Genomic DNA, 17,172 nt, shown 5'->3' with positions numbered 1-17,172 from the left:
GTCTGAACACGAGTAGAATCAACACCGTGCATCATGTCCACAAATTTAAACCGGACAGCAGTGGGTCAAGCCCGGGGTGACGAAAGAAAAGCCCGGGGGGGGCTATGATCTTACGCCAGTTCCTGCAGCATCAGGCGGAGGGCGGCCCGCCAATGGAGCGGCGGCGTTCCAACCAGCGCCCAGGCACGGCTCCGATCCAGCACGGAATAAGACGGTCGTCGGGCGGCGGTTTGATAATCGGCGCTGGTCACCGGGGTGATGATCGGGCTTTGATCGAGCAGGCCCAGGGTTTGGGCTTCTTCCATGATGGCAACGGCGAAATCATACCAGCTTGCCACCCCGGCATCGCCCCAATGCAAAAGCCCCGAAGCCCTGAGATCGGCCAGTTTCCACAAAGCCTCGGCCAAACCCAAAGCCCAGCAGGGCGTGCCCACCTGATCGGCAATCACCCGCAAAGAGCGGCCTTCTTTCATCAGCCGCAGCATGGTTTTGACAAAATTACTGCCATGGGCGGAATAAAGCCAGGATGTGCGCAGGATCAGGCTGTTTTGCGGCGCCAGCCGTTCCACCGCCTGTTCGCCCGCGCGTTTGCTCATGCCATAAAAATTGATCGGATGGGTTTCTGCCTTAGGGGCATAGGGCGAACCGGCCTTGCCATCAAACACGAAATCGGTTGAAAGATGGATCAGCCGCACCCCATGGCGGCTGGCGGCCAGTGCCAGATTTTCAGGCCCTTTGGCATTGATCGCAAAGGCTTTTTCCGGCTCGCTTTCGGCCTGATCCACAGCGGTATAGGCCGCCGCATTGATGATCAGATGGGGCTGGTGCTGCTTTAGGGTATCAAGAATGGCGGCGGGTTCAAGAATATCGAGGGCCGCGCGATCAAGGGCTTGCACCTGCATATGATCGGGGGCGGTGCGGCACAATTCACGGCCAAGCTGCCCTGCCGCTCCGGTGATCAGAACACGGGTGGGCGCGCTGTTCTCGGGCGGCGCGGTCATGGAAATGTCTCGGCCTGATGGAAGCCGGGGGCGGCCGCATCCTTTGCCGACACAATGGGTGTGCGGCCAAGAAGGGGCCAATCAATCGCCAGATCGGGATCATTCCACAACAGGCTGCGATCATGCTCAGGCGCATAAAAATCGGTGCATTTATATTGCACTTCGGCCAGATCGCCCAGCACCAGAAAGCCATGGGCAAAGCCTTCAGGCACCCAAAGCTGGCGGTGATTATCCGCCGAAAGCTCAACCCCCATCCATTGCCCGAATTGCGGGGATGAGCGGCGCAGATCAACCGCTACATCGAAAATCCGCCCCAAAGTGCACCGCACCAGCTTTCCCTGGCTGTGCTGGATCTGATAATGCAGCCCACGCAAAATGGGGCCCACCGACCGCGAATGATTATCCTGCACGAAGGGGGCATCAATCCCAAGGGCGGCAAAGCTCTGTGCATTCCAGCTTTCCATGAAAAAGCCGCGGGCATCCTCAAAAAGCCGGGGTTCGAGGATCTTGACGCTGTCGAGCTTTGTATCGATCACCTTCATCGGGCACCCAGCCCCTGCAAAATCCGCATCAGATAGTCTCCATAGCCGCTTTTCAGCAAGGGCGCGGCCAGTTTTTCAAGGGCTGCAGCATCGATAAAGCCCATGCGATAAGCGATTTCTTCAGGGCAGGCGATCTTCAGACCCTGCCGATCCTCGATCACCCGCACATAATCAGCGGCATCAAGCAACGAGGCATGGGTGCCGGTATCAAGCCAGGCAAAGCCCCGGCCCAATGTTTCAACGGTGAGTTGCCCCACCTTCAGATAATGCATATTGATATCGGTGATTTCCAATTCGCCCCGGGCCGAGGGGCGGATGGATCGGGCCACATCCACCACAGCGCTATCATAAAAATAAAGCCCGGTAACGGCATAGTTCGAGCGGGGATTTTGGGGTTTTTCCTCGATGCTTTCGGCAGCCCCCTTGGCATCGAAGCTGACAACGCCATAACGTTCGGGATCATTCACATAATAGCCGAAAACCGTGGCCCCCTGCTGGCGCTGGGTGGCGGTCCGCAAAAGATCGCCAAAGCCCTGCCCGTAAAAGATATTATCGCCCAAAATCAGGGCCGTGGGGGCATCGCCGATAAAATCGGCCCCAATGATAAAGGCCTGCGCCAGCCCTTCGGGCCGGGGCTGAATGGCATAGGCAAGGTTGATCCCCCATTGCCGCCCATCCCCCAATAAAGCCTTGAACTGGGCCTGATCTTCGGGCGTTGTGATGATTAAAATCTCGCGAATGCCCGCCAGCATCAGGGTGGACAGGGGGTAATAGATCATCGGCTTATCATAAACCGGCATTAATTGTTTACTAACCGAAACGGTCAGCGGATAGAGCCGTGTGCCCGATCCACCAGCCAGAATGATCCCGCGATAGGCTTGTGTCATGAGACCCCTTGATCCTTGCCTTTGCCCCGAAGTTTATTCATGGCCTTGATCCCGTGATGAGGGCAAGGGCAAACATCATCAAAAAACCGCTGGTGATATAAGCCTGCACACGCAAAGCCATGGGATGCGCCATCAGCCATGGACGCAGGCGGCCCGCCACCGCCGCCAAAGGCAGCATGATGGCAAAGCCGATGGCAAAGAAAATCACCCCCAGCGCCAACAGCCGTGCCACCGGATTATCAGCCGAAGGGGGGACAAATTGTGGCAAAAAAGCCAAAAGAAACAGCACCACCTTGGGATTCAGCACATTGGTCAGCAAAGCCTGACGAAACAGCCGCCACACCGGCTGCCTTGTGCCCGCATCGATCAGCCTTAGATCAAGGCCGCCGCCATGGCGGATAAGGGAAAAGGCCATCCATAAAAGATAGGCCGCCCCCGCATAGCGCAAGAGATCATAGATCACGGGATAGCGGGCCAAAAGCACCCCAAAGCCAAAAGCCAGAGCACAAAGATGCACCAGCGCCCCCATCGCGATGCCCGCAAGGGTGATCAAACCCGCATCAAAACCGATGCCAAGGGAGCGATTGATCACCAAAATCATATCCGGCCCCGGCATCAGCCCCAGAATGAGGGTTGCGGAGACAAATACCCAAAGCTGCGCCGGATCGGGGAGAATGGCGCTCAATGGGCCTCACCCCAATTGGCACCGGTTCCGATCTCAACAATCAAGGGCACAGACAGATCAACAACCGGCGCGCAGGCATTTTCCATCACATGGCGGATGATCGGTTGGGCTGCTTCGATCCGATCCTGGGGCAGTTCAAAAATCAGTTCATCATGCACCTGCAACAGCATCCGCACATCATCAAGCCCGGCATCGGCCAAGGCTTTGGGCATCGCGATCATCGCCCGCTTGATGATATCGGCAGCGGTGCCCTGAATGGGGGCATTGATGGCGGCGCGTTCGGCAAAGGCGCGCTGATTGGGATTTTTGGCATTGATATCCATGACATGGCTACGCCGCCCGAACAGGGTGGTGACATGGCCAGTTTCATGGGCTTTTTTGCGGGTTTCTTCCATATAGGTCAAAATGCCGGGGAAGCGCTTGAAATAGGCATCGATAAGCCCCTTTGCCTCATCCCGACCGATGCCAAGCTGACGCGCCAGCCCAAAAGCGGAAATGCCATAGATGATGCCGAAATTGATCGCCTTGGCCCGGCGCCGGGTGGCGCTGTCCATCTGATCAAGGGGCACATCAAACACCTGACTGGCGGTGAGGGCATGAATATCCACACCCTTCGCAAAGGCGGTTTTCAGGGCATCGATATCGGCCATATGGGCGAGAATCCGCAATTCGATCTGGCTATAATCAGCGGCCAGCAGCACATAGCCATCCTCGGCAATGAAGGCCTTGCGGATCTTGCGCCCCTCGGCCGTTCTGATGGGGATATTCTGGAGATTGGGATCATTGGATGAGAGCCGCCCGGTGGAGGTGGAGGCCATCGAAAAGCTGGTATGCACGCGGCCGGTTTTTTCGTTGATGGCTTTGGCCAAAGCATCGGTATAGGTGCTTTTAAGCTTTGAAACCTGCCGCCATGCCAGCACCTTTTCCGGCAGATCATGGCCCTGGGCTGCCAGCGTTTCCAAAACCTCGACCCCTGTTGAAAGGGCCCCGGATTTGCCCTTTTTCCCGCTTTGCAGCCCCATTTTATCGAAAAGAATCTCGCCAAGCTGTTTGGGGCTGCCGATATTGAAGCTTTCGCCCGCTAGGGCGTGGATCTCTTTTTCAAGGCGCTCCATGCTCGCGGCAAATTCGGCCGAAAGCCGCGCCAATTCCGCCCGATCCACCTTGATGCCCGCCCGTTCCATGGCGGCGATCACCGGCACCAAAGGCCGTTCGATGCTTTCATAAACCTGCAAAAGCCCGGCCTGAGGCAGCATCGGCTTGATCAGCCGCCACAGCCGCCCGGTGATATCGGCATCTTCGGCGGCATAATGCGTGGCTTTATCGATGGGCACGAGATCAAAGGTCACCTGCTTTTTGCCGCTGCCCGCCACCTCTTTGAAGGGGGTGGTCTCGATGCCCAGATGCAGGCGCGAAAGCTCGTCCATGCCATGGCCATGCAGGCCGCAATCGCGCACATAAGACAGCAGCATGGTATCATCATGGGGGCTGATATGGATGCCCTCATTGGCCAATATCACCATATCATATTTGATATTCTGCCCGATCTTGAGGATCGCCGGATCTTCCAATATCGGCTTCAAGGCTTTGAGCGCCTGATCCACCGGGATCTGTTTTAAATTCTGATTGCCGAAATCCAGCCCATCGGCGGCACGATGGCGCAAGGGGATATAGCAGGCTGCCCCGGCTTCCACCGAAAGCGAGATGCCCACAAGGGTTGCATGCATCGGCAAAATTCCGGTGGTTTCGGTATCCACCGCCACCCGCCCGGCTTTTTTGATGCGCGTGATCCAGCGCTCCAGATCGGCGAGATCATCCACCGTTTCATAATGGGTTTGGGTGATCGCCGTGGTTTCCGCCTCAAGGGGGCTGGTGCCATCCCTGCCATCGCCCAGATGCGAAACCACCCGGGCGCGCAGGGATCGAAAGCCATTCTCGTCGATGAAGGTCAAAAGCTGGGCCACATCGGGGGCTTTCACCACAAAATCATCGAGGGACAGATCATCGAGGGGCACATCCGGCATCAGGGTAACGAGCTTTTTCGACAGGCGCGCCTGATCGGCAAATTCGATCAGATTCTCTCGCCTTTTGGTCTGTTTGATCTCGGCTGCGCGATCAAGCAGGCTTTCCAGATCGCCATATTCGGTAATGAGCTGCGCCGCAATTTTCGGGCCAATTCCGGGCACACCGGGCACATTATCCGAACTATCGCCGCACAGGGCCTGCACATCGATCACTTTATCAGGGGTAACGCCAAATTTCTCATGGACCTCATCAAGGCCGATGCGGCGGTTTTTCATGCTATCAAACAGATCGACCCCATCTTCCACAAGCTGCATCAGATCCTTATCCGATGAAACGATGGTGACGCGCCAATTTTTGGCCCGGGCCTGTTGGGTGAAGGTGGCGATCAGATCATCGGCTTCATAGTTGCTGCGCTCGATCCCGGCCACATTAAAGGCTTTGGTGGCTTCGCGGATCAGCGAGAATTGCGGCACCAGATCTTCGGGGGCATCGGGACGATGGGCTTTATAATCGGCATAAAGATCATTACGGAAAGATTTGCGGGCCGCATCGAAAATCACGGCAAAATGGGTTGGTGCCTCGCCCTCATTCACATCTTTCAACAGCTTGAACAGCATATTGGAAAAGCCATAAACCGCATTGACGGGGGTTCCATCCTTGCGGCTCATGGGGGGCAGAGCATGATAGGCGCGAAAAATATAACCCGACCCATCGATCAGATAGAGATGCGGCTGGCTGCTCATGCGGCGCGGGAGCTGTCTTGATCGGCGGGGCCGCCCTTCAGGATGAATTCTCGATCACAATAGCCGCATTCCACACGGCCTTCATCACCCAGATTGAGATAAACCCGGGGATGCCCAAGGGCGCCGCCGCCATCGCATGAAACGGTTGTGCTCTCAACCTTCAGGGTTTCGGGGGGGGAAATGCTCATGGTTTCTATCCTTCTCCATTGGCGGGTTGATTTTGATTGCCTATATAGACTGCACGGCCATTTCGCACAACTGAGAGCGCATTGACCAAGCCCATCGCGAGTGGTAGCGCATGATCGGTCTGTTGCGCGATGACGATCATACCAGAATTGCGCCATTCTCACGATCTTCGGACCCTTCTATCGATCTTCGGATAAGGATATCATTGATGACCGCGCCTTCAGCAATCTGCGTTCGATCCCTTGAAAAAACCTATGGCGGACCGGCGCCCAAACGCGCCTTGAACGGGATCGATCTCGATATCGCGCAAGGCTCGATGTTTGGCCTTCTGGGGCCGAATGGCGCAGGCAAATCCACCTTCATCAATATTCTGGCGGGATTGGTCAATAAAACATCGGGCAGCGCCAGCATCTGGGGCTTTGATATCGATGCCCATCCCCGCAATGCCCGCGCTTCCATCGGTGTGGTGCCGCAGGAACTGGTGTTTGATGCTTTTTTCACCCCATGGGAAATGCTGGAAGTGCAGGCCGGGATGTATGGCGTGCCCAAGGCCGAGCGCCGCACCGAAGAACTGCTGCGGGTGGTGCAATTATGGGATAAGCGCGATGCCTATTCCCGCACCCTTTCAGGCGGGATGAAACGCAGGCTTCTGGTGGCAAAGGCGCTGGTGCACACGCCACCGGTTTTGATTCTCGATGAACCCACGGCGGGCGTGGATATCGAATTGCGTCAGCTTTTATGGACGTATGTGCGGGAATTGCACGCCCGGGGGACGACCATCGTGCTCACCACCCATTATCTCGAAGAAGCCCAGGAATTGTGCGATACCATCGCCATCATCAATCATGGCGATGTGGTGTGCTGCGAACCGACAACGCAGCTTTTGGCGCGCATCGATGAAAAAGAAATTCTGGTGGATCTGGAATCCGATCTCGACCAGATCCCCGCCGATTTTGCACGGTTCAGGGCGCGTTTGGATGGGCCTCGGCGATTGGCAGTGCAGGTTTCACGAAAGGGCAATGATGTGGGGGCGGTTTTAAGCGCTTTATCGGCATCGGGGCTTGGGGTGCGCGATCTTTCCACCAATGATACCGATCTGGAAGATATTTTTCTGCAACTCACCCGTGCGCCCCACAATGATGCGGCCTGATCATGGATATGAATTTTGATGTTCTGATCATCGGGGCCGGTGCCGCCGGTTTGTCTCTCGCCCTAAAGGTAGCGCCACATCTGCGGGTGGCGGTGGTGTCCAAGGGGAAATTATCATCAGGCTCCACGAAATGGGCGCAGGGCGGCATTGCCGCTGTTTTATCGGTGGGCGATACCATCGAAAGCCATATCGAGGATACCATGGCCGCAGGCGCCGGCCTGTGCGATCCCGAAGCCGTGCGTTTCGTGGTGGAGCGCGGCCCGGCGGCGATCGAGGATCTGATTTCATTGGGGGTGAAATTCACCCGCAGCGATGAGGAAGCCACCGCATCGGGCTATCATCTCACTCAGGAAGGCGGCCATTCCGTGCGTCGGGTCATCCATGTGGATGATGCCACCGGCTGGGCGGTGCAGCAGGCTTTGGAAATCCGCGCCCGGGCGGCCCCCAATATCACCGTGCTCGAACATCATATGGCGGTGGATCTCATCACCAATCGCCATCTTTTAAAGGATGGCGATGGGCCGGAACGCTGCCATGGCGCCTATCTTTTGGATCGGGAAAGCGGTTTTGTCGATGTGATCACCGCGCGGGCGGTGGTGCTGGCAACCGGGGGGGCGAGCCGGGTCTATCTTTATACCTCCAACCCCAATGGATCGACCGGAGATGGCATTGCCATTGCGTGGCGGGCGGGCTGCCGGGTGGCTAATATGGAATTCAACCAGTTTCATCCCACCTGCCTGTTTCACCCCGAAGCCAGAACCTTTCTGATCACCGAAGCCCTGCGCGGCGAAGGGGCAAAGCTCAGCCTGCCGAATGGCGAACCCTTCATGCAGGCTTTCGATCCGCGCGGCGAACTGGCCCCGCGCGATGTGGTGGCCCGGGCCATCGATCATGAAATGAAGCGGCTGGGGCTTGATCATGTGCTGCTCGATATCAGCCATCGCGATCCGGATTTCGTGATTGGCCATTTCCCTAATATCTATCGCCGCTGCCTCAATTATGGGATCGATATCACCCGGGGCCCCATTCCGGTGGTGCCCGCCGCCCATTATACCTGCGGCGGGGTGATGATCGATCAGGCCGGGCGCACCGATCTCGATGGCCTTTATTGTATCGGCGAAGCCTCGCACAGCGGCCTGCACGGGGCCAATCGCATGGCCTCCAATTCCCTGCTGGAATGTCTGGTTTATGGCCATGCGGCGGGGGATGATATCTTGCGCAGATTGCCCGATCTGCCGCCGCCGGGGGCGGCCCGACCCTGGGATGAAAGCCGGGTCACCGATTCCGATGAGGAAATCGTGGTCAGCCATAATTGGGCGGAATTGCGCCGTTTCATGTGGGATTATGTGGGGATCGTGCGGACCAATAAACGGCTGGAGCGGGCGCAGCATCGGGTGGCGCTGCTCAGCAGTGAAATCCATGATTATTATGGCAATTTCCGCATCACCCCGGATCTGCTGGAATTGCGTAATCTGGTGGATGTGGCGGGATTGATCGTGCGTTCGGCCAAGGCCCGCAAAGAATCGCGCGGCTTGCATTTCACCACTGATTATCCTGATCTTTTGCCCCAAGCCGAAAATACGATCCTCACCCCGCCCTTTGCCGCCCGACGCGGGGCCTGATAGCTTTCGGGAAAGGCGATGGTTTCGCCCTGAATTTCACTTAAATTGTATGCGCCTCTTATGCGATTTTTAGCACTTGCCGCTTATGCTGAAGATGCTTTCATCGAGAAAAGCAATGACGGGCAAAGCAGTGAGTGGCAAAACAATGTGGGCAATTCTGCACCGATTGGCGCGCAATCAAATGGGGGGTACGCTCGCCCTCACAGCGGTTGTGTTTCCGGCGGTGATCGGCTTTTCCGGGCTGGCGCTGGATGGGGCGCATTGGTATGCGCAAAGACGATCCACCCAAAGCATGGTCGATGCCGCCGCCGTGGCCGGTGCCTATGCTCGGCTGGAGCAGAAACCCGACGGTATTGTCGATGCCGTGGTCAGAACAGAAGCCGTGCGCAATGGCTTTGAACCGCTGCCCGCCAATAATCTGATCGTCAAACCCTTGTCCAGCTCCATCGATCCCGGCACCACAGCTTTGGTCGATGCCACCATCAGCCGGCAGGTGCCGCTTTATTTTGCCGGTCTTTTGATCCCCGGCACCCATATCCCCATCAGCGCCCGGGCCGTGGCGGGGGTGCGCAATCTGGGGCCGCAATGCATCATCGCGCTGAATGAAACCGCCGCGCGCGCCGTGGAATTCACCGGCAGCACAACGGCGGATATCGGCTGCGGCGTGGCGTCTAATTCCGATAGCGATGAAGCCTTGTTCATCGGCGGCAGTGCTGTTTTGATGGCCAATCCGGCGCAGGCTTTTGGCGATGTGGCCATCGAAGGTTCGGGGGAGTTGATCTCGCAATTGCCGCCTTTGCCTTTTTCCCCACGGGTGCCCGATCCTTTTGAAAGCCTCAGCGTTCCCCCCTTATCATCATGCGATCAAAGCGGAAGCGGCAATAAGGGGGTGCAGATCAATGATGGCAGCCAGCTTGTGGATGTGGATGGCGATGGCCTGATCACCTTATGCGGCGGCGTGGATTTCAGCGGCAATATCACGCTTCCTTCGGCCACTTATGTGATCAGAAACGGGGATATCTCCACCGGTGGCAACACAGATATATCCGGCGATCAGCTTTCCTTCATTCTCACCGGCGATCAACCCGGCGACGTGGGGCGGGTGGCGCTCAATAATAATACCGAGATGCAGCTTTCGGCACCGCAATCCGGGCCTTATCAGGGGGTTTTGTTCTTTCAGGATCAAAAAGCCCTATCGCCTGACCGAAGCCTGTTCAATGGCGGGGCGGATCTGCAACTCGATGGTGCGATCTATATGCCCCGAAGTCTGGTTGAATTTTCGGGCGGTTCCTCCAATCCCGATCATTGCCTGCAGATCGTTTCTGACCGGGTAACCTTTACGGGCAATTCCTTCATCCGCAATGATCCGGCTGTGTGCGCGGATTTAGGCCTGATTTTGGGTGGAACAACCCAAAAACAGGTGGTGCTATTGGAATGAGGCATCAGGGCAGATGATAAGGCGCATGAAAAATCATAGGCGCGGTTGGTGGCGCGGTTTTTGTGCAAACCGCAAAGGCAGTATCCTCATCGAAACCGCCATGGTGGTGAGCTTTCTGGGACTTTTGGCATTGGGGTCCATCGATTTTGGCATGGCCTATGTGCGGAAGGCGGAAATGGATAATGCCGTGCGCGCCGGGGTTCAGTTTGGCCTTGCCCGCCACCCCAGCATGAGCGAAATCGCCAGCGGCATTGTGGTGGCACTCGATGTGCGCAATGCCGTATGGGGGGCGGCCGATTTCCTCGATGCCGATCCGGGGGCGCAGCTCGAAGTCAGCTTTTCCTGCCAATGCCCCGATGGCACTGCCGTTGCCTGTACCTCTACGGCGATCTCCACCCTCGCCTGCACGGATCGGCAAACCTATCTCGAAATCAGGCTTGAGCATGATTATGAAATGATCTTTGCCTATCCGGGATTGGGCCAGCGTTTGTCGATGGCGTCAAATAGCGCTGTGCGGTTGAATTGAGGAGCCTTGATTGTGGGGAGCCATAAGCGCGATGCATAAAATCTGGCGGATGAAATCCAAACAGCCATTCTCATTGAGGGCGTTCGCGCAAGATTGCGGGGGGGCGGCGGCGGTGGAGTTTGCGGTTGTTCTGCCGATCTACCTCATCGCCCTCTTTACCGTGATCGAGGGCGGGCGGCTGGTTTACAGCCAGACCGCGCTTTATTTTGCCGTTCAGGAAGCCACCCGTTTTGCCATTGTGCGTGAAGGAAAAGTGAGCGATAGCGAAATCCGCGATTTTACCGCCGGGCGTCTGGTGGGTTTGAGAGGGGATCTGGCCGTGGTAACGGTGGAATCGCCGATCAACAGCACTGTGAACACCAGCGAATATACGGTCAATATCCGCTATAGTTTCACCCCGATCTTTCCTTATATCGGGCACGAAACCCTCACGCTCACGGCCAGTTCCCGTGGGTTTATCGCCTTTCCCCCGGTTTTGCCGCAATCGGGAACGGCTACATCCTGATCAATGCGGAACATTGGGCATATTAGGCTTTGCAAAAGGGTCTCTTTCAGCTAGTGTCCGCCCGCTTGGCATGAATGGCCGGGGCGCTGACGCCCCGATGGCCATCTTTGGCACCCGTAGCTCAGCTGGATAGAGCGCTGCCCTCCGAAGGCAGAGGTCACAAGTTCGAATCTTGTCGGGTGCGCCAATAAAATCAACGACTTAAGCCTAGTGGCGTTGCAGGCTTCTGGGTTCAGGAAGCACATAGGAAGCACGGCGAGGGTAATCAGAGGTCGTTTTCGGTAGAGCCTTTGAGTCGCGGTGAGCGACCATATTGCAATTACATTCCTTCATGAAATAGCCTACTGTCGGGAAAGAGCGGGCAGGGAGATTTGTAAGCAAATGGTGTGGTTTGACAGCACGACAAAGCGTTTCCTGTTCCTTGCCTGTTTTGGTTTGAGCATTGCTTTCTACGGGACTTGGACTCTTCAAGAGTTTTACATATTGGCTGTAGGTGCACCCTGACTGGAAGTGATGGTTGAAGGTACTCCTGCTCTCTACGCCAACATATTAGGAAATATTGCCTTTCATTTCCCGGGACGTGCTTCGTTCATATTTGCTGGAGCTGTGATACTTATACACGGCGTGTTTACTGTGATTCCGTTCGCTGCTTTAATGTGGGTGATGTCGGGCAATCGGACGGCAAAGGACCGAGCTTCTTAATATAGATAGATAGATATAGATAATAAGATAGCTTGTTTTCCTCAGAGCCGCCTTCGCGCCCCCATAGCGAGAAGAAGGCGGGTCTGAGGTAAACAAGCGGGTTTTCCGTGGTGAGCTAGAGTAAACCCCAATCACGCCACGTAGTCTTCTGCCTCCGGGCTGGCGTAAAGGCCTTCGGCACTTGTGGCTGCGGCGACTGCCGTTCTCACTTTCTCTTTTGTAAGGTCGAGCATCCGATAGGTTCCGGTCTTCTTTAGTTTAGTGATGGCCTCGATGCGTCGGAAGGTTGCCAAGTTCGCTGCAGCGTATTTCGCCAGCCCCTTCAGCTTGGGCAGGGCATCCGCTAAATAATCGCCGTGCGGGTCGATCAAGTCGGCAGCGACGCTCCCATCTTCCTTTCGGGCAAAAAAGATGAAATCGGGTCGCACGATCCGATATTCACCGGCCTCTTCATAGACAACACCCAAGGAATCTTGGCTTGCTCGCGCAGGGTTGCGATACCAGCCGATGTTACCTTCTTTTTGAAGTTCGGCTCGCAGGACGGCGGGTTCCCACGATGAACTAAAGGCCTCGGGGAACATATCATCCTCGTCACAAAGAAGATGGCGCTCGAAGCGCTCAAGATCGTATTCCTTGCCGTTCGGCTCTCGCGCTGTGGTCGGCTGCAACCACATATGCGGTCGGGCGATTTCGACCGGAAGCGGATCCGTGCTCATTTCACGAATCTGGCGATATGCTTCCTCCCGTTCATCGGTTAGGCCCTTTATTGCGTCCTTGTAAGTGGCCAGCCAATCCCTTGCCAGTTTCTCAGCTTCGACCTCTAGGTCGTCTTTGATCTTCGGGACCAATCCGATTGCGGCGATGATCGTGTGCGCCTCGATCAGTGCTTCTTCGTCGTCCTCGTCATCCTCAATGCTCGCTGCCAAATGCTCTGCATAGGTCGTGGCTAGGTCAGGGCTGATTGCCCGTCCAGCCCGTCTGTATGCGTCTTCGATAACGGCATAATCCGCGGCTTCAACAAAGTCGTTGAAGGTCATCGCTTTCGTTTTCGTATCTGCTGACAGCGTCTTGCCTTCGACCGTCAGAACAGAAGCACGGGCATCAGCAATTTTTGTTTCATATGACTTTAACGCAGCGTCCAGAACTGCGTGCATCGCCGCGTGGGCTTTCCTCCCGGCATCAGGCAGAAGGTCGTCCATCGCAAGTTCATGCGCGAGCGCGGTCAATCTTTTGACAGGGCGGGCCTGCTTCTTGGGCAAGGTCTGTGAAGAGAGGGATGTCAGCTTGTCCCAAACGTCTTCCGGGATCGCCGGGTTAGGCTTCATTTCACGTGGATTGATTAGGACGCGACGACCGGGCAGCTCTTCTCCGCTTTCGCCGCCTTTCATCAGCTCGTCTACAACAGCTTTGACGGTTTCCTTGTTAAAATGGGGCAGAAGACAATCGACCGCGTTGAGCCGGTCATTCCCCGAAATGCGCCGCGCAAGTGGTGTGCGGACCATCCGCCCCAAAAGCTGCGTGATATGGGTCTTATCCGATGCCGCCCTGAGCGAAACCATCACCTCGGCTCGCGGGCAATCCCAGCCCGTGCTGATTGCGTTCTTTGCGATGAGGATGCGCACCCAATCGTCCTGCTGAACCCGCTGCGGCTCAATATATGGCACTGTGTGCCGCCCAAAAGTCTCGGTCTTATGCTCGCCCAACACGTTGGCGATGCTGTCTTCGGGCAATTCCGGAAAGCGCTCAAGGATCACATCCAGCCACTTTCCAATGTCATTCGGGTTCGGAGCGTCGGGAACCTGCAGCACCATTAGAGGCTGAACCTTGCTCGCGTCTCCTTGTTCCTCGGCATAGGCCGCCCAAGCTTCGGTGATGTCGCGCAGCTTGTCGGCCCCACGGCGGAGAAGCACCGTTTCAAAATCTCCGATCTCGTCTGGCACGTCCATCGTGATCGTGTCTTTTAAGAGGCCTGATGCTTGTACCAGCCCGGCATCCACCTGCACATGCGGTAGAGTTGTGCGGCCCTGCATATCTTTCAATGCCTTGTTGAAGCGGTCCACTGTTGCCGAAATTCCCCAAACAATTGGAATGGCGGGCGTACTGCCAGAGCCGTTGATGAGCTGCTTGACGATGGTCTGTCTGCCGGACGCTGCCGCAATCCCGCCATCCTCCTTCATCCCCCGGTGCGCTTCGTCCAGCACAAGGTAGAGCGTCAAATCAGGGTCTTCGATGGTGTTGCGGATCGTGTCCCAGATGGTGAATGCGCGCATGTCGGGCATGATCTTCTGCCCGTCTGCCGTCTCCAGGCTGTCGTCGTCGGGATCGTGCCCGCGCGTGAGAAGGCTGCTCTTAGAAAGCTTTTGCGTATTGAGGAAGTAGATTTTTCCTGCTTCCAAGGTTTCCCGATTAAAGCTGCTTTCGACCGTCACAAGGTCCGAGATCGTCAGCTTGTCGGACGCCTCTTGCAAGCGCCACTTGGATTGGGTGTTCAGCGAGGGGTCGTCGCTGAACCAGATAACGACCGCGCCGGGGTCGGGTTCAAACTCCGCTTCGTCATTGCCGAACAAGAGCGCCTCAAATACCGCAGCGGCCATTACCGTCTTGCCTGAGCCAGTGGTGGCAGCGAGTGAGAAGGCGGTTTTCATGTCATGGTCCTGCCAGAACACCCGCGCCTTCTTCATGTTGTCCAGCACGTCTGCTACAGCTTGGGTCTGGTAATCTTTCAGTGTAAATTTCATGTCTCAGCGCCCCATCGCGAAGCGAAAATTGGTCAGGTAGGATTCGTAAAGCCGCACAGGCTCCACCCCATCAGGTAATTCCCGCGTGATGGCTTGAAAGCGCCGCTCGTCGTCGGTGACGATATAGGCAATGCGGATGCCGCCCGTTGCGGCAATGGCAGCGCAGAAGGGCGCAGCACGGTCGAGATTGGTCAGGAGGCCATAGGTATCGGCCACCTCCCAGCCATCCACAGGCTCCTTGTCGATCCGCCGCCCCTCGCTGCCAGCCCGCATCCACAGGAGCGGTGCGATACGCGCGAAGGCGCGGTTGTGACTGACGGCGACCGGAGTTTCATAGGTAAGGGTGAAGAACTCGGCATTTTCTTCGAAGCCCTCGGCCATTGGAAACTCGTCAGTGAACTTGTACTCGCCCTTGATGTCTCGCCCTTCTGGCGTTTTGCCGCTTATCGTGGCGGCAATGCGTGGCTTGGTGATATAGTCGCAGATGCCCCACCTTTCCCATTCTGGATCACCGGGGCGCAAGTCATGTTTCCGCAAAGCCGTCTGCTCATCCGCTGCCACCTCGTTGTTGGTGACGGAGATACATTGGCGGCGGCCATCATCCTGACGGTTGAGACGCATCACAGCGTGGGCCGTCGTACCCGATCCTGCGAAGAAGTCTAGAATGACTGCTTTAGGATTCTCGGCAACAAAAAACCTAATTGCATCCTCGACTGCATAAAGGCTTTTCGGAAAAGGAAATTTGCGGTTTGGGATAAGATTTGAAATAAGGCGGCTTCCATATTGCGTGGAATCATGACCAGAAATTCGCCATTGGCTTCCGGGTATCGCAGACACGATACTGGGATCGTTTCCCTCAACTAAGATAGAGCCGTCATTCGCTTTCCCGAGAGATTGAAACTCGCCTCTTTCAATTTTCGAAAACTCTCCCGGCTTCAAAATATAGACTGTGAAGCCCTTTTTTGAACTTCCACCAATTTTCACACGTCCTTGTAAAAATCGCGTCTTGAACGTGTCCGGAGACCACTGCCAGTTTCCTTCACTCTGATCTTTTCGGATCGGCAGTATGGCTACTAACCCTTCTTTGTAGGGAGCCTCTGATACCCCAGCTGGCAGTGGCTCACCAACTTCAACAACTTTCACTTCTATTGGATCGATGTAGATGGGATAGAAGCAACCTGGCGAATGAGCCCTTTCAGCGTTCGTGCCTGAACGTCGGAGCAAGTCCCATCTGATTTGTCCAGTGTGGGTTCGACCTTTCCCGGAGACCCACTCTCGATCTAATCTGAGGCGAGACGGCGCCATTTCTCCAAAGAAGACGAAATAAACATATTCGTCGCTGCGTCCAAACCCGCCTGCTCTCGCCACGGCTGCCGGATTTATTAGAGCACTAATCATCTGGATTCGCGCTTCTGGGAATGTCTGTTCCAGCAAAAGACCAAGCCGAAGATACTCTTTTTCATCGATCGCTACGATCAACACAGAGGACTCTTGCTTTAAGAGTTGTTTGGCGATTCTTAATCGACGCCCCATGAAGGCCAGCCATTTTGAATGTCTGTAAAGGTCTTCTTCCTCGACATAGTCGTTATTATATTTCCAATCTCTTGCGCCTGTGTTGTATGGCGGATCGATATAAATCACGTCAATCTTGTTACGATGGGTGAAGGTCAGCGCCTCCAAGGCATGGAAGTTCTCGCCGTTGATCACGGTGTGATAGGGCTTGTCGCCCCCGCGCTCGACATTCCCGGTACTGACAAGACCGGGGTAGATGTAGTCGCGGAACTCGGCCACCACGACCAGATCGGCAACCGCCACTTCCTGTGTCTCGGGTTCCTCCGCGCCGATCAGCTCAACCTGCGCCAAGCGCTCCGCGCCTTTGCCCGACACGCTGCGCACTTTCCAGAGACGTTGGTCGCCTTTCTTCGTCTCACCGCGAGGGGGTAGGACGCGCACCTTGTCACCTTTGCGAACAGGTCGCCCCGGAAGTTCGACGCTTTCTGGTCGATGCCGCTCGAAGTTCAGCCCGAACGACCGACGCGATGCTAGTGCCTTGAACTCCCGTTCCAGCTCGCGCCCTAGCGCTGCGTCCTTCTTCTTCGCTTGTGCGATCAGGTCAGTAAGCCTCGACAAGTTCTGCCTCTTTCTTCGTTAGCCTCTGCCGCGATGGCGGCAGAGGATGCCCCTTGCTTCAAGCGCGGATTCTGCCCCGGTGAGCAGATTGGCGATTTACAATAAGGAGTTATGCCCCGCTGCGCACCTTGGCAGATCAAGTGCGGTGAGACCAGACGAAAATCTATAGGGATGGGGGTTGCGCTCTGCATTGCCCCCATAACTACCCCTGTAAGTGAGATGCCCCACGTTTTCTAGACACCTGCCTCTTTCAGTTTCTGCTGTCTGGCTTCGAAGTCAACGGGCGACAACA

The 17,172-nt window shown here is 56.1% G+C and carries 13 protein-coding genes and 1 tRNA gene; 6 read left to right on the top strand and 8 right to left on the bottom strand.

What is annotated here, in order from left to right; translation table 11 throughout:
- Nucleotides 1–110: 110 nt before the first annotated feature.
- Genes rfbD through QK300_RS13175 form a run of 6 tightly spaced genes read right to left on the bottom strand, consistent with a single transcriptional unit; the run spans nucleotide 111 to nucleotide 6,071 of the window.
- Nucleotides 111–1,001: a dTDP-4-dehydrorhamnose reductase gene (rfbD, locus tag QK300_RS13200; protein WP_281302329.1), complete on the bottom strand. Its 891-nt coding sequence runs from the start codon at nucleotides 999–1,001 to the stop codon at nucleotides 111–113.
- The gene (gene rfbC, locus QK300_RS13195; protein WP_281302206.1) at nucleotides 998–1,543 is read right to left on the bottom strand and encodes a dTDP-4-dehydrorhamnose 3,5-epimerase; all 546 of its coding nucleotides are present in this window, start codon (nucleotides 1,541–1,543) and stop codon (nucleotides 998–1,000) included. Before rfbC ends, rfbD begins: the two co-directional genes overlap by 4 nt.
- The gene (gene rfbA, locus QK300_RS13190) at nucleotides 1,540–2,430 is read right to left on the bottom strand and encodes a glucose-1-phosphate thymidylyltransferase RfbA (protein WP_281302205.1); all 891 of its coding nucleotides are present in this window, start codon (nucleotides 2,428–2,430) and stop codon (nucleotides 1,540–1,542) included. Before rfbA ends, rfbC begins: the two co-directional genes overlap by 4 nt.
- 37 nt (nucleotides 2,431–2,467) lie before the next feature.
- Nucleotides 2,468–3,115, bottom strand: a complete 648-nt coding sequence (locus QK300_RS13185) for a LysE family translocator (RefSeq protein ID WP_281302328.1) — start codon at nucleotides 3,113–3,115, stop codon at nucleotides 2,468–2,470.
- Nucleotides 3,112–5,883 carry a DNA polymerase I gene (gene polA, locus QK300_RS13180; RefSeq protein ID WP_281302203.1) on the bottom strand — a complete coding sequence of 924 codons (2,772 nt, stop codon included), beginning with the start codon at nucleotides 5,881–5,883 and terminating at the stop codon, nucleotides 3,112–3,114. Before polA ends, QK300_RS13185 begins: the two co-directional genes overlap by 4 nt.
- Complete coding sequence (locus QK300_RS13175; RefSeq protein ID WP_042087982.1) at nucleotides 5,880–6,071, bottom strand: zinc-finger domain-containing protein; 192 nt, start codon at nucleotides 6,069–6,071, stop codon at nucleotides 5,880–5,882. Before QK300_RS13175 ends, polA begins: the two co-directional genes overlap by 4 nt.
- 206 nt (nucleotides 6,072–6,277) lie before the next feature.
- Between QK300_RS13175 and QK300_RS13170 the strand changes: the two genes are divergently transcribed.
- The 6 genes from QK300_RS13170 to QK300_RS13145 all read left to right on the top strand — a co-directional run bounded on the left by QK300_RS13170 (nucleotide 6,278) and on the right by QK300_RS13145 (nucleotide 11,497).
- Complete coding sequence (locus QK300_RS13170; RefSeq protein WP_281302202.1) at nucleotides 6,278–7,219, top strand: ABC transporter ATP-binding protein; 942 nt, start codon at nucleotides 6,278–6,280, stop codon at nucleotides 7,217–7,219.
- Nucleotides 7,220–7,221: 2 nt separating this feature from the next.
- Entirely contained in the window at nucleotides 7,222–8,841 is a 1,620-nt protein-coding gene (nadB, locus tag QK300_RS13165) for an L-aspartate oxidase (RefSeq protein WP_281302201.1), read from the top strand.
- A gap of 145 nt (nucleotides 8,842–8,986) precedes the next feature.
- Nucleotides 8,987–10,279, top strand: a complete 1,293-nt coding sequence (locus tag QK300_RS13160; protein ID WP_281302327.1) for a pilus assembly protein TadG-related protein — start codon at nucleotides 8,987–8,989, stop codon at nucleotides 10,277–10,279.
- A gap of 25 nt (nucleotides 10,280–10,304) precedes the next feature.
- Nucleotides 10,305–10,805, top strand: a complete 501-nt coding sequence (locus QK300_RS13155) for a TadE/TadG family type IV pilus assembly protein (protein ID WP_281302199.1) — start codon at nucleotides 10,305–10,307, stop codon at nucleotides 10,803–10,805.
- 31 nt (nucleotides 10,806–10,836) lie between these two features.
- Nucleotides 10,837–11,310: a TadE/TadG family type IV pilus assembly protein gene (locus QK300_RS13150; RefSeq protein WP_281302198.1), complete on the top strand. Its 474-nt coding sequence runs from the start codon at nucleotides 10,837–10,839 to the stop codon at nucleotides 11,308–11,310.
- A 110-nt stretch (nucleotides 11,311–11,420) separates the two neighbouring features.
- Nucleotides 11,421–11,497, top strand: a tRNA-Arg gene (locus QK300_RS13145).
- A gap of 646 nt (nucleotides 11,498–12,143) precedes the next feature.
- Here QK300_RS13145 and QK300_RS13140 read toward each other — a convergent pair.
- Together QK300_RS13140 and QK300_RS13135 are read right to left on the bottom strand one after the other, a co-directional pair.
- The gene (locus QK300_RS13140; protein WP_281302197.1) at nucleotides 12,144–14,750 is read right to left on the bottom strand and encodes a DEAD/DEAH box helicase family protein; all 2,607 of its coding nucleotides are present in this window, start codon (nucleotides 14,748–14,750) and stop codon (nucleotides 12,144–12,146) included.
- A 3-nt stretch (nucleotides 14,751–14,753) separates the two neighbouring features.
- On the bottom strand, nucleotides 14,754–16,880 hold the full coding sequence (locus QK300_RS13135; RefSeq protein ID WP_281302326.1) for a DNA methyltransferase: 2,127 nt from the start codon (nucleotides 16,878–16,880) through the stop codon (nucleotides 14,754–14,756).
- Nucleotides 16,881–17,172: the final 292 nt, after the last annotated feature.

The sequence above is a fragment of the Iodidimonas sp. MBR-22 genome (assembly GCF_029946565.1).
GTDB lineage: Bacteria > Pseudomonadota > Alphaproteobacteria > Sphingomonadales > Rhodothalassiaceae > Iodidimonas > Iodidimonas nitroreducens.
The sequence above is the reverse complement of the archived record's forward strand: the minus strand, read 5'-3'. Positions and strand labels throughout refer to the sequence as shown.